Below are 13,050 nucleotides of genomic sequence, written 5' to 3'. Positions count from 1 at the left end.
AGGGCCGTACCGGCGGCGCGGTGCGAGCACTCAGCCATGGGAGCCCCCGCCGTGCAGGTTCTTCTCGTTCTGTTCCTCGGCGGCGTGGTAGTTGTCGTAGCTCGTCTGCATCTTGACGACGATGTCGGCGAGGACCCGCTCCAGGTCGTGCTGGCACTTGTGGAACCAGGACTCGATCTCGTCGAAGGTCCCGTAGGCCGGGGTGTTCCAGTGCTCGCCGACGCCCTTCATGGCGTGGTCGATCTCCTGCATGAGTTCGGTGACCCGCCCGGACCCCCTGCGCACGTAGCCGAGCGTCTCCCTCAGTTCGGCGAGGTCCGCCTTGAACTCCTCGAACGTGATCTCCTCAGCCATCCGTGGTACACCTGCCTCTCCCCCGGTCCTCCGGGGTCTGCGGTCGCGGCGCGGCGTACGGGACGCGCGCGGGGGGAAGGGGCGCGCAGGTCACAGCGCGCCCTCGGGCGGGAGGTCGGCCGTCCGCAGCGCCGTGAGCAGGTCGGGCTCGGCGGCGGCCAGTCCGGCGGGGCTGAGGTCAAGTTCCGCGACGCGCGCGGCGTGCCGCTCGGTCATCCGCTGGAAGACCTGCCGCGCGCTGCGCCCGTTGCCGAAGCGCTCGCCGCGGGGCAGGGTCTCGAAGTAGTCGTGCAACGCCTCCACGGTCTCGGGCGCGCAGGCGTACTCGTGCCGCGCGGCCTGGTACTGCACGATGCGCACCAGTTCGGGCGGGGAGTAGTCGTCGAAGTGGAGGGTGCGGGTGAAGCGTGAGGCGAGGCCCGCGTTGGAGCCGAGGAGCCGGTCCATCTCGCTCGGGTAGCCCGCGACGATGACGACGACCTCGTCCCTGTGGTCCTCCATGAGTTTGACGAGCGTCGCGACGGCCTCGGAGCCGAAGTCCGTCATCTGCCCCTGCGGGACAAGGGAGTACGCCTCGTCGATGAAGAGGACCCCGCCGAGGGCGCGCTTGAAGACGGCGGTCGTACGGGGCGCCGTGTGGCCCACGTACTCGCCGACGAGGTCGCCGCGGTCGGTCTCCACGAGGTGACCGCGGCTGAGCAGGCCGAGGGCGGCGAGGAAGCCGCCGTAGAGCCGGGCGACGGTGGTCTTGCCGGTACCGGCGTTCCCCGCGAAGACGAGGTGACGGCTGAGCGGCGGCGGGGCGAGCCCGGCTTCCTGGCGCACCTTGACCATCTGCATGAGCCTGGTCAGCGTCAGCACCTCGCGCTTGACGCCGTCGAGCCCGACCAGGCGGTCGAGTTCGGCGTGGAGTCCGGCCAGTCTGGCCGCGGCCTCCTCGGGGTCGCGAGCGCCCTCCTCGGGGTCGCCCGGCCCGGTCCTCGCGGGGGCGCGGTGCGCGGGCACGGCCGTCAGGACGGCGCGCGCCTCGCCCGGCGGCGCGAGCGAGGGCAGCAGCGGCTCCGCGACGTCCTCGACGTGGCAGTCCTCGGCGCGCACCTCGGCGTCCTCGGCGCGCAGCAGGTCGGTCTCGGTGCCGGTGACGGTGCAGCGGCGCAGCAGGACACGGGAGCGGGCGGCGGCGTAGACGGCGGGGAAGCGGCTGCCGGTGAGCCGGCAGTCCTCGTAGCGGCCCGCGCCGCCCTCGTCGACGTAGAGCGCGTTCTTCGCCGCCCCCTCGACGGTGAGACCGTGCACCTCGGGCCTGGCACCGGCGCGGACGACGACGCCGCTGCCGCCGGAGGCGTCCACGGTGCCGTCCTCGATCACGGCCGTGCTGTCCTCCTCGAGGAGCAGGCCCGCGCCGCCGCTGCCGATGACGGTCACGTTTTCCAGCCGGGCACCGGTCCCCGGGCCGATCCTGACGCCCGTCTCGGCGCTGCCCTCGATCGCGCACCGCGCGAGCAGCGGGCGGTGGCTGGTGCGCAGCCGGACACCGTCCCGGCCGCCGGAGACGCGGCAGTCGCGCAGGGCGGCGTCGCCGTCCTCGACCACCACCCCGGCGAGTTCGGCGCCGCTCACCGCGCAGCCCGTCGCGAGGAGTTCGGCGCGCGCGGTGACCCGCAGACCGTACTCGGGGGTGCCGGTGACGGTGCAGCCGCTGGCGCTCAGGCGTGCCGAGCCGCCCAGGTGGACGGCCGTGTAGGCGGTGTCGCGCACGGTGCAGTCGGTCAGCGCGAGGTCCGGCTCGCCCACCGCGTAGACGCCGTTGGCGCCGGTACGGGCGAAGGTGCAGTCCCGCCCGGTGACCTGCCCCGCGGCGCTCACGACGAGGGCGCTGTCGGCGCAGTCGACGGCCCGTACGGAGATGAGTTCGCCACTGGCCTTGCCCGTGACGAACACGGCGGCGCCCTCGGTGTGGTGCACGTGGCAGCCGTGGAGGCGGACCGCGCTGTCGTCCTCCGCGAGAACGCCGGCACCGGCGGTGCGGAAGATCTCGCAGTCCCGCAGCCGCACCCCGTGGCCCGGGTCCCCGGCCTCGTGCGCGGCGCCCTCGGCCGCGGGGGCGCGACGGCCCGCCGTGCCGCGCGTCCACAGGCCCTGTCCGCCCGCCCCGTGGAGGCGGCACTCGTCGAGGCTCGCGGTGGCGTGGCCGCCGACGAGGACGGCCGACTCGCCGCTGGCGCGCACCTCGCAGCGACTCAGGCGTACGTGCGCCCCGCCGCTCACCAGGACACCGTGCCCGGTGACGCCGTCGATCAGGGAGTCGGAGACCTCGGCCCGTGCCTCGTCCTCCACGCGCAGGCCCTCACCGGTGCACCCGGCGAGCGTCACGTCCTCCAAGACTGCGTGGCCGGTGCCGGTCAGGCGGACCGCCGCCGCCCCGGCACGCCGCACGGTGCAGCCGCCGAGCCGGGCGGTCGTCGTCCCGGCGATCTCGACGCGCCCGCCGGTGATCTCGCAGTCGCGCAGCACCGGCTCGCCGCCGCGCAGCAGGACGACGGGGTCCCGGGGGGCGTCGGATTCGAGGGCGAAGCCCCGCACCTCGGCGCGGCCCGCGTGCACGGTGAGGGCGGGCCCCCGGGCGGCGACGAGCCGCACGGTGCCCTTGGCGACGAGGCTGACGTCCTTGTCGAGCACCAGGCTCTCGGTGTAGGTACCGGCCTGGACGGTGATGACGGCGCCGGGCTTCGCCGCCCGTACCGCCGCCCCGATCGTGCGGTGACCGCCCCAGCTCCCGGGCGCCACGCGCTCCGCGGCGAGCCTCACCGCGCCTGCCTCCGCCGGGCCCCCGTCCGGTGGCCGCCGGACGGGCCGGCTGACGGGGAAGGTACGGGAAAGCTGTGCCCCTGACGGCCCGTCACAGGCTGCTCCCGAGGTTGGCCAGCTTGTCGAAGAGGCCGAAGACCCCGGCGGCGAGCGGCACGCAGACGACCGCGAGGAAGGTCGCGAGTCCGCCCGGCCAGCTCGGGCGCTCCTGCTCGACGGGGCGCAGGGCCGCGCCGAAGGCGAGGAAGAGACCACAGGCGAGCAGGACGAGCCCAGCGAGGAAGGCGGCCAGCGGCCCGGCCGTCCGCGAGTCGAGGGCGTACTCGGGGACGCGCACGGCGAGCGCCAGCAGTCCCACGACACCCGCCGCGAGCTGGGGGGCGACGGCGCTGAGCACCCGGACGGTCCCGGCGTGGAGAAGCAGGCCGAGGCTCACGCAAGCGGCGAGCGCGAGACCGTAGACGTCTTCGTGTGCGGCGAGGACGAGCAGCGCGGCGGCCAGACCGGCGGAGGAGACGCTGCTGAGCGTGGTCAGCAGCCGGTTGCCGCGGCGGACGATGTCCGCGACGTCGGCGGAGTCGATCACGGCGGCGCCGGTGTCCCGCCCCGAGGGGACGAGCACCGCGATCTGGCTGGTGACCCGGGGCAGGAGCCCTGCGAGCAGGAACAGCACCGTCGCGACCACGGCTGCGGAACCGGCGAGACCGGCGTGCAGGACGGTCAGCGGGACCACGAACGCCGCGGCGACGAGCGTGAACAGCTGGAGCAGCACGGTGGCGGCCGAGGGCAGCGCGAGGAGCCCGGCGAGCGCGCCGATCACGGCCGTACCCGCGACGAGCACGGGTGTCGCGACGGGCCCGTGCACCGGGGCGCCGAGCCCCGCGCAGGCCATCAACGGGCAGGCGGCGAGCGCGATGAGCCGCCGCACGGCGAGCGGCAGCGGCCAGTTCTTGCGGGTGGCGTACCAGGCGAGGAGCGCGCTGCCCAGTGCCGCGACCGCGACGAGGGCGGCGAAGGCGCCGGAGAGCCGGGACGCGCCGAGCCACACCGCCGAGGCGAACATGACGAAGAGCCCGGCGAGCACGACGCTCTGGGCACGGCGGCGGGCGCTCCACAGCGAGCTGTCCCCCCGCGCCTCCCCGACCTGCTCGTCGAGGTCAGTGACGCTCAACTCCTCGCGTTCGGAGGCGCGCTGGTCGCGCAGGTAGAGCACGGCGCCGTCGAGGATGCCCGCCGCCGCCAGCGAGACGCCGGGGGCGAGGGGCAGGCCGCCCGACTCGGCGAGCGACCAGACCGGAGCCAGGTCCTCGGGCTCGGGCTGGCCACACAGGGTGGCGAGCCGGGGGGTGTACTCGGCGATGGGGGCCTGCGCGGGAAGCGCGAGGTCGACTCGCCTGCGCTCGCCGACCACGGTGACCCGGCAGCGTTCATCGGGCACGGACGTTTCCTTCGGTGTGGGGCGTACGAGGCCGCTTCGGTGTGGGCGTACGGGGCCACCGGCCCGCGGGCCGCGGTGGGCTCAGTGCCGCCAGGTCGACATGTTCGACCACTCGGCGTCACTGTAGTTGTTCCAGTTGACATGCATGGCCTGCGCGATGCGGCCGAGCACGCCGTCGGGCCCGAAGAGGCCGTCGGCGGCCAGGTCCCACTCGTTCTGGAGATCCTGGTAGTACGTCGCGGCCTGGCTCTCGCGCCAGGCGTCGGTGAGCGGCGCGAGCTGCGACTTGAGTGCCTGGAGTTCACCGGAGATCTCCCCGGCCCTGGCGTTGAGCGTGCCGCCCGCGGCGGCTAGTCCCTCACCGACGTAGATCGGTGTGCCGTCGATATCGGCCATGGCTCCTCCTCGGATGCGCCCGGCCCGGTGGCCGCGCGCGGACCGCCGGGGCGGTGTGCGCGAACCGGCCCGGGCGGCGGATCAGTTGAAGTTGGTCCCCGACGGGATCTTCGGCACGTCCTGGCCGAGCGCGGCGAGGTTGTTGAGGTTCTGCTGCTCGGATTCCTTGTAGTTCACGTAGTTGCCCTGGAGACCCTTGGAGATGCCCTCCAGCGCGTCGTGGAGCATCCGCGCGTAGACGTCGTACTCGGCCATGAGGGTCTGGAACTGGGTGTGGGCGATGCCCTGCCAACTCGCCTCCAGGCTCGTCACGTACGCCTTGAGCTCCGCGAGTTGCCCCGCGATCTCGGTCGCCGTGCGGGCCGTGTTGCTGGAGGCGTTGGCCAAATACTCGGGAGTCACCCGGTACGTGACGCCGCCGACACTCACAGCGGGCTGTTCAGCCATGGGAATCCGCCCTTCTCGCCTGCTACCTGATGTAGTAAAACATCGCACAGGCCCCATCCGCCCCTGGACAAGGCCTGAGCATACGCGGCGCACGCGCCACCGCGTTCCCCGGGCGGGGCACTGCCAACTTGGCTGAACGTCTGCCTGTGGGACGATCATTGGGTAGTGGGATGGCCGGGGAGGGACTGCTTGTGGAGTCTGGGGTTCCGCAGCGTGGGTGGAGCCCGGCGGTTCCTCTCCGCCTCCAGTGACATCTCACCTCGCTTCCGTCCCCGTCGCCACCTGATGACCGCCACCGACTGCCGCACCGAAATGCGTCACCGCTTCACCATCCGGAAAAAGATCACCGGGGCCGCCGGCCTGTCTGCTACACCCTGAGCACAGAAGCCGGAACCTCGCCGCACGGGCCTTGACCCAAGGCCGGGTGGTTAGGGCCTGCGGATCAATAACTCGCCGTGTTGATCTCTGGGGTGGGGATGTCGAGGTGTGCGGCGAGGTCGGTGAGATCGTCGAGGGTGGCCAGCTGTGTCTCGGTGGGTTCGATGGTGTAGTCGACTTCGTGGAGAAGATGTCGGGTCTGGCTGATGACCCGGTTGAGGCTCTGGGGTACTACTCCGAAGAGCGGGGCGATCGTCACTTGCGGGAGCCCGTGACGTTCGTAGAGGAGGGTGGCCAGAAGCCGGTCGACGAGGCTGAGGCCGGGGCGCCGGCCGGTATAGAGGCCGGCTGCGGGCACCTTCTGCCGGTCGCCGCCGCGTCGCTGCTGCAGGACTTCCTCCCGCTGGGTCTCGCGGGCCGCTGCGAGTTCGGCGATCAGCTGGTCCCACTGATCCGGCTGGATGCCGGTCAGGGCCGGATGAGCGAGCCACTCCCGGCCGTGGCCGGGCTGGTTCTGGGGCGGGAGCGGCGGGATCCCGTCCCGGCAGTGCTCCTGGGGCTGCAGCGTGTAGTTCCAGTCGCCGTGCCAGTCGTGGCTGTGCAGGGGCAGCGCGTCCATCTGCCGGTCACCGATGCGGACTCCGGTCTCGTAGGCGCCGGTGTCGAGTTCAGCGTGCACGGTAAGCCCGGTGCGCGTGGTGGTCGCGGCGATACTGTTCACGATGACTTCGTGGCTGGTCAGCGGCCTGCCGCGCCAGTTCATCGTGATGTGGGAGAACAGCCGGTGCTCGATTCTGTTCCATTTTGAAGTACCTGGCGGAAAGTGACAGACGGTGATTTCCAGGCCGGTTTCCACGGCCAGGGCGGCGAGTTCGCTCTTCCAGGCGCGGGTGCGGTAGCCGTTCGAGCCGCCCGCGTCCGCGGTGATCAGAAGCCGCCGGGAGTGCGGATAGGCGCCGCGTCCTTGGCTGTTCCACCAGCGGCGGACGGATTCGACGGCGAAGGCGGCGGTGTCGTGGTCGGTGCCCACGCTGACCCAGCCGGTGTTTGCGGTCAGGTCGTAGATTCCGTACGGGATCGCCTTGCCCAGCTCGCGGTCCGGGAAGTCGTGAGTGTGCACCCGGGTCGGTTCGCCCTCGCGCTGCCACTCGTGGCCGGCGTTCTTGTAGTTACCGACCAGCTCCTTCTTCTTGGTGTCCACGCTGACCACCGGGTCCCCGCCAGCCTGGTAGTCCTTGGCGCGTTCGTTGATGTAACGGAACTGGGCGTCTCGGTCCGGGTGTTGCCTGCCCTCGATGGTCTTGGCGTTGCCCTGCAGACTGAAGCCCTCCTCCCGCAGCAGGTCGGCCACAGTCTCCGCCGAGACACGGTGTCCCTGCCCGGTCAGCTCGGCGGCCAGGTGACGGGTCGACTTCGTCGTCCAGCGCAGCGGCGACATCGGATCACCCCGCATGTCCGGTTCGACCAGGGCCAGCAGCGCGGGCCGCAGGCCCGGGTCTAGGTCCACCGCACGCTTGCGGCCGCCGCCCTCCCGGCGCACCCGTCCCAACGGGGCTTCGCCCGACTCCAGTTCAGCCACCCCACGCGACACGGTGCCCTCACGGACGTCAGCGGCCCGGGCCACCAGCCGGATCCCGCCATGGCCCAGCGAGCGAGCCTCCGCTCCTATGGCCAGCCGACGCTGACGCTCGTCCAGGTGCGGGAACAGCGCCTGAAACTTCGCGGCCAACGCCTCCTCGATCTCCTCCGAACTCCCCATACCACATCAACGAGGCTCAAGGCGGGAAGCAACGACTTGATTCTCCGCAGGCCCTTAAGGGGCTTGCCGCGAATTAACACGCCGGTTTGATCTTCTGGTGGCGGATAATGCCTTTCCGGTCGGTGTAGCGGTCGAGGTCTTCGAGGGTTCGTGGTCTGGTTCGGGCTGGTGGGCTGGCAGTGCCGTCTTCGTTGAGGAGTTGCCGCAGATCGCGGATGCGGCGGTTGACGGTCTTGGCTGTGACGCCGAACAGCTCGGCGATAGACGGTCACCGCCAGGCCGGTCTGTTCGGCGAACACAGCGAGCTCGGTCTTGAAGGACCTGCGCCGGTAGCCGTTGGATCCGTCGGCGTCACTGGTGATCAGCAGCCGTCCGGCCTGCAAATAGGTGTCCCGGCCGATCGCGTTCCACCAGCGGCGCAGTGATTCCGCGGCGAACGCGGCGGTGTCGTGGTCGACTCCGACGTTCACCCAGCCGGTGTTCACTGACACGTGGTAGACCCCGTAAGGGATCGCCTTGCCTAACCTCGGGCTTTCGCGAGTGAGCCTGTCCGGGTCTTGATCAAATAAGCGGAGAGTGCTTCTGACCTGCAACGATGGGACTTGTCTAGGGTCCTGTTGGCTGCACGGAAAGAAGCACTCTCCAGGTGAGTAAGCGTATCGGGTTGTACCCGCGTGTCCGTGTTGAGGGCGGTGGCAGCGGGACGGTCTCGCAGGCCGGCGCGGTGCTGTTGGTCGAGACGGTCCGCAAGTTGGGTCTGGACACCGCGATATCGACGGCGTTGGAGCCGTGGCGCAAACCGCGGACGGTGCATGATCCAGGCAAGATCCTTCTGGATGTCGCGCTCGGCGGGCAGCCCCGGTCGAACGGGCGAGCGGTGCCAGGGTGATACGCGTCGGGTACCGCGGCGCCCCAGGTCGCTACCGACGTGGAGCAGGGTGCGCGTCCCATCGTGATCTGTTTGCGGGATTCACCCTCGTGGCGGTCGCCGATCCGGTAGATCGACTTGTATGACGCGAGTGCAACTGTCGCACCAGGAGTGGGAGTTCACCGAGCCGTACCCCCGATGTGCCAGGGCTCCGGCGAGTGCCTTGGATGTCTGGTTGATCATGTGATGCCGTAGAGCGCGAGGACGCGGTGGCGTTCCGTGTGGGCTCGGCGTCCGGCGGCGGTGTTGATGTACCCGGCGAGTCTGAGCGCGCCGCGGATCAGGTCGCGGATCGCGGCCGATACGGCGGGCGTGCTATGGGTCCTGACCTGGGATTTACCTTCGCCGAAGACGACGTCGCGTACCCAGTGGGCGGTGTTCGCCACCGTCCAGTGCCCGCGCGCCCAGGAGGCGATCTCGACTGCGGTGGCCCGCTGCTCGCGGACCTGCCCCACTGGCGTTCGCGGATCCACGCCTGGGCGGTCACGGTCTCGTGCAGCTGCCGGTCGGTGGCCGCACGGCGCCCGGTATCCGGCCTCAAGTTCGAGGCGGACCTGACGGGGTGGCCCGGGCGGCGCTACCCTGCGCGGACGATCCTTCACTGGAGGTGCGCATGCGACGTTCTGTCGCGCGGAATGTGTCGTTCTTAGGTGTTCTCGCCGCACTGGTGTCGGTCGGGGCGGCAGCCCCGTCCTCGTCCGCACCAACGGCCGCACCGCCGGCCAAGTCACCCGTCGCGGTGGGATACGGGGGAGCGGTCTCCAGCGTCGACGCCGACGCGACCGCCGCCGGCATCGAGGTGCTCCGCAAGGGCGGCAACGCGGCGGACGCGGCGGTGGCGACCGCGGCGGCACTCGGGGTGACCGAGCCGTACTCGGCGGGGCTGGGCGGTGGTGGCTACTTCGTCCACTACGACGCCAGGACCCGTACCGTGCAGACCATCGACGGCCGTGAGACCGCACCGCGCAGCGCGGACTCCTCGCTCTTCATGGAGAACGGGAAGCCGCTCGCCTTCGAGGACGCCGTCACCAGCGGACTCGGCGTCGGTACGCCCGGCACCCCCGCCACCTGGGAGACCGCACTCGACACCTGGGGGAGCAAATCGCTCCGGCAGGTACTGGATCCGGCCGAACGCCTGGCCCGGGACGGCTTCGTCGTCGACAGCACTTTCCGTTCCCAGACCGAGGGCAACCAGGCCAGGTTCGCCGACTTCCCGGCGACCAGGAAGCTCTTCCTGCCCGGCGGTCAACTGCCGGTTGTCGGATCGGTGTTCAAGAATCCTGATCTGGCGCGCACCTATGAGGAGGTCGCCCGCTCGGGCCTCGACGAGATCTACCGGGGCAAGCTGGCCGAGGACGTCGTGCGGACGGTACGCAATCCGCCCGTCGACCCCAAGTCCTCCCGGGTGGTGCGGCCGGGCGACCTGACCACGAAGGACCTGCGCTCCTACCGGGCGTTGCGGCAGGCGCCGACGCAGACCGGTTACCGCGGGCTCGACGTGTACGGCATGGCACCGTCCTCCTCCGGTGGTACGACGGTGGGCGAGGCCCTCAACATCCTTGAGACCACGGATCTTTCGAAGGCGAGCGAGGCCCAGTATCTGCATCGCTACATCGAGGCGAGCCGGATCGCGTTCGCCGACCGAGGGCGCTGGGTCGGCGACCCGAAGTTCGAGGACGTGCCGACGAAGGAGCTGCTCAGCCAGCGGTTCGCCGACTCGCGGGAGTGCCTGATCAAGGACGACGCGGTGCTGAGCAGCCCGCTCGCGCCGGGCGACCCCCGCCATCCGGCCGACTGCGCCACCGGTGGGAAGGCCGCGCCGACGACGTACGAGGGGGAGAACACCACTCACCTGACGACTGCCGACAAGTGGGGCAACGTCGTCGCGTACACGCTGACGATCGAGCAGACCGGCGGCAGCGGGATCACGGTGCCGGGGCGCGGCTTCCTGCTCAACAACGAGCTGACGGACTTCTCGTTCGCGCCCGCCGACCCGGCCGTCCACGACCCGAACCTGCCGGGTCCGGCCAAACGGCCGCGGTCGTCGATCTCGCCGACCATCGTGCTGAAGCACGGACAGCCCGTGCTGGCGCTGGGTTCGCCGGGCGGTGCCACGATCATCACGACCGTGCTGCAGTCGCTGATCGGCAAGGTCGACCGGGGGCTTCCGCTGGTGGACGCCATCGCGGCGCCCCGTGCCAGCCAGCGCAACGCCGCGACGACGGAGCTCGAACCGGGACTGTGGAACAGCCCGGTGCGGGCACAACTCGAAGCCCTGGGGCATGTCTTCAAGCCGAATCCGGAGATCGGGGCGGCGACAGGTGTGCAGCGGCTGCCGGACGGGCGATGGCTCGCGGCTGCCGAGACGGAGCGACGGGGCGGCGGTTCGGCGATGGTGGTGACGCCGAGCGGACGGTCCTGATCGGACGCCGACAGCCGTCCGGAAGGGGCCGGCCCACCGCGGGGGAGTCGCGGTGGGCCGGGCCCTGCGGTCTTGACGTGGACATGGCTAGGGGAGCATCTTGGCATCTCGGTAAGGAAACTTTCCTAATAGAAGGGCACCCCCACCATGCGTATGCGAACGCTTGCCCTCGCCACAGCCTCCGGCGCCGCTCTGCTCGCGGCCGGATCGCTGACACAGGTCGCCCCGAGCGGCTCCCCCTCCACCTCCCCCTACGCCGCTCCCGCGGCAGCATGGAACGCGCACCCGGGTGTGGTGCGCCTCGCACCCGTCGCCCACACCGCCCGGCTGTCCGACGACGGCCCCACCGGCGGCGACGATTCCACGGCGGGCGGCATCAAGGAGGGCTCCGTCAGTGCGGCCGACCTGCTGGCCAAGGTCTCGTCCTGTTCGCAGATCTCGAACGGCAAATACCGTACGGACGAGGAGACGTCGGCCACGGTCCCGGTCTGCGGCAAGAACGGTGCCGTGTTCTGGAAGGCCGACATGGACATCGACTGCGACGGACAGATCACCACGGCCTGCAACGCGGACACCGACCCGTGGTTCCAGGACGACACCGCGTTCCACACCTCCGGCGGCAAGCCGCTGAGCGCGGAGAAACTGCCGTACGTCGTCGTGCCGAGCAGCAGCAGTATCTGGAACTACGGCGGCGCCGGGATCAAGGGCGGCGGAGTGGTCGCCGTCATCTACGGCGGCAAGGTGGAGTACGCCGTCGTCGGCGACACCGGCCCCGACAAGATAATCGGCGAGGCCTCCTACGCCACGGCGAAGGCCCTCGGCATCGATCCCGATCCGGAGACCGGCGGTGCCGAATCCGGCGTCACGTACATCCTGTTCAAGAACTCCGTGGTGTCGCCGATCGAGAATCACGCCGCCGCCGTGACAGCCGGCGATGCCCTCGCCAAGCAGTTCCTGCTGAACAACTAGCGTCCGTCACAGCGCGGTCAGGATGCGGGGTCCGTCGTCCGTGATCGCCACCGTGTGCTCGGCATGGGCGGCCCTGCTGCCGTCGGACGTGCGCAGCGTCCAGCCGTCCGGGTCGGTGTGGAACGCGTCCAGGCCTCCGCCGAGCAGCATCGGTTCGATGGCCAGCACCATGCCGTGCCGCAACGGCATCCCGCGGCCCGGTCGTCCCTCGTTGGGGACGCCCGGGTCCTCGTGCATGGACCGGCCCACGCCGTGGCCGCCGAACCCCTCCAGGATGCCGTAGCCGGCCGTGCGGCAGATCCGGCCGATCGCGTGCGCGATGTCACCGATCCGGTTGCCGACGACAGCCGCCGCGATGCCCGCTTCCAGCGCCGCGAACGCCGTCTCGATCAGCCGGGTGTCCGCGGGCCGGGCGCGGCCGACGGTGAAGCTGATCGCCGAGTCCCCGACCCAGCCGTCGAGCGTTGCGCCCGCGTCGATGCTCACGAGATCGCCGTCGCGCAGCCGCAGGTCGGTCGGGATTCCGTGCACGACCGCGTCGTTGACGGACGTGCAGATCACGCCGGGGAACGGGACCGGGGCGAAGTCCGGCCGGTAGTTCAGGAACGGTGACCCGGCGCCCGCCTCGCGCAGGACGCCGCGGGCCACCTCGTCGAGTTCGCGCAGTGTGACGCCGACCGCCGCCGCGTCTCGGGTGGCCGCCAGTACCTGCGCCACGACCCGGCCGGCCTCGCGCATGGCTTCGATGGATGTGTCTGTCTTGAGTTGCACCATGCCAATTACTATACCGGTTCAAGCGGTATTAGAATGACGGCATGGTACGAACGCCCCTGACCCCCGAAGAGCACCTGCGCGGCGAGCGGCTCGGCCGCCTCCTCCGTGAGGCGCGCGGTCGCCGCAGCATGGTCGACATCGCCGGCAGTGCCGGAATCTCGGCCGAGACGCTGCGCAAGATCGAGACCGGACGCGCGCCCACCCCCGCCTTCTTCACCGTCGCGGCACTGGCCGGCGCGCTCGGCCTCTCGATGGACGAACTGCTCCTGCGGTGCGCCCCGGAGCCGGACGTCGTCCCACTGGCCGGGTAGCGGTCGCGGCAGCGGCCGGGGGTGTGCCGGGAAAGCCCCGCCGCGTCGTGAACCCCGCTCGCGTGG

General features: G+C 71.0%; 10 protein-coding genes and 4 pseudogenes. 5 read left to right on the top strand and 9 right to left on the bottom strand.

Going from position 1 to position 13,050, the window contains the following annotated elements:
- Positions 1 to 30: 30 nt before the first annotated feature.
- From OG322_RS04700 to OG322_RS04680, 5 genes are all read right to left on the bottom strand, one after another.
- Complete coding sequence (locus tag OG322_RS04700) at positions 31 to 354, bottom strand: WXG100 family type VII secretion target (RefSeq protein ID WP_123463864.1); 324 nt, start codon at positions 352 to 354, stop codon at positions 31 to 33.
- 90 nt (positions 355 to 444) lie between these two features.
- Positions 445 to 3,162, bottom strand: a complete 2,718-nt coding sequence (locus OG322_RS04695) for a right-handed parallel beta-helix repeat-containing protein (protein WP_329306081.1) — start codon at positions 3,160 to 3,162, stop codon at positions 445 to 447.
- A gap of 91 nt (positions 3,163 to 3,253) precedes the next feature.
- The gene (locus OG322_RS04690; RefSeq protein ID WP_123463866.1) at positions 3,254 to 4,600 is read right to left on the bottom strand and encodes an EsaB/YukD family protein; all 1,347 of its coding nucleotides are present in this window, start codon (positions 4,598 to 4,600) and stop codon (positions 3,254 to 3,256) included.
- Between the two features lie 81 nt (positions 4,601 to 4,681).
- A complete protein-coding gene (locus OG322_RS04685; RefSeq protein ID WP_123463867.1) occupies positions 4,682 to 4,996 on the bottom strand; it encodes a WXG100 family type VII secretion target in 315 nt (104 codons plus the stop codon).
- Between the two features lie 81 nt (positions 4,997 to 5,077).
- Positions 5,078 to 5,443: a WXG100 family type VII secretion target gene (locus tag OG322_RS04680; RefSeq protein WP_164494471.1), complete on the bottom strand. Its 366-nt coding sequence runs from the start codon at positions 5,441 to 5,443 to the stop codon at positions 5,078 to 5,080.
- 201 nt (positions 5,444 to 5,644) lie between these two features.
- Here OG322_RS04680 and OG322_RS04675 point away from each other — a divergent pair.
- Positions 5,645 to 5,821 (top strand): annotated as a pseudogene (locus OG322_RS04675) (IS6 family transposase); the annotation flags it as partial.
- Between the two features lie 64 nt (positions 5,822 to 5,885).
- Here OG322_RS04675 and OG322_RS04670 read toward each other — a convergent pair.
- Together OG322_RS04670 and OG322_RS04665 are read right to left on the bottom strand one after the other, a co-directional pair.
- On the bottom strand, positions 5,886 to 7,580 hold the full coding sequence (locus OG322_RS04670; RefSeq protein WP_329306080.1) for an ISAzo13 family transposase: 1,695 nt from the start codon (positions 7,578 to 7,580) through the stop codon (positions 5,886 to 5,888).
- A 263-nt stretch (positions 7,581 to 7,843) separates the two neighbouring features.
- Positions 7,844 to 8,110: pseudogene (locus OG322_RS04665) on the bottom strand (ISAzo13-like element transposase-related protein); the annotation flags it as partial.
- 116 nt (positions 8,111 to 8,226) lie between these two features.
- On the opposite strand from OG322_RS04665, the pseudogene OG322_RS04660 reads away from it, so the two are divergent.
- Positions 8,227 to 8,427: pseudogene (locus OG322_RS04660) on the top strand (transposase); the annotation flags it as partial.
- Positions 8,428 to 8,687: 260 nt separating this feature from the next.
- Here the strand turns inward: OG322_RS04660 and OG322_RS04655 are convergent.
- Positions 8,688 to 8,945, bottom strand: a pseudogene (locus tag OG322_RS04655) (ISAs1 family transposase); the annotation flags it as partial.
- A gap of 176 nt (positions 8,946 to 9,121) precedes the next feature.
- On the opposite strand from OG322_RS04655, the gene ggt reads away from it, so the two are divergent.
- A complete protein-coding gene (gene ggt, locus OG322_RS04650; RefSeq protein ID WP_123463868.1) occupies positions 9,122 to 10,930 on the top strand; it encodes a gamma-glutamyltransferase in 1,809 nt (602 codons plus the stop codon).
- Positions 10,931 to 11,077: 147 nt separating this feature from the next.
- Entirely contained in the window at positions 11,078 to 11,899 is an 822-nt protein-coding gene (locus OG322_RS04645) for a glycoside hydrolase family 75 protein (protein WP_329306079.1), read from the top strand.
- A gap of 6 nt (positions 11,900 to 11,905) precedes the next feature.
- Here OG322_RS04645 and map read toward each other — a convergent pair whose 3' ends face one another.
- Positions 11,906 to 12,673, bottom strand: coding sequence for a type I methionyl aminopeptidase (gene map / locus OG322_RS04640; RefSeq protein WP_123463869.1), 768 nt, complete (start codon positions 12,671 to 12,673; stop codon positions 11,906 to 11,908).
- A gap of 41 nt (positions 12,674 to 12,714) precedes the next feature.
- Between map and OG322_RS04635 the strand changes: the two genes are divergently transcribed.
- Entirely contained in the window at positions 12,715 to 12,984 is a 270-nt protein-coding gene (locus OG322_RS04635) for a helix-turn-helix domain-containing protein (protein ID WP_123463870.1), read from the top strand.
- Positions 12,985 to 13,050: the final 66 nt, after the last annotated feature.

It is taken from the genome of Streptomyces sp. NBC_01260, assembly GCF_036226405.1.
Classification (GTDB): Bacteria; Actinomycetota; Actinomycetes; order Streptomycetales; family Streptomycetaceae; genus Streptomyces; species Streptomyces laculatispora.
The sequence above is the reverse complement of the archived record's forward strand: the minus strand, read 5'-3'. Positions and strand labels throughout refer to the sequence as shown.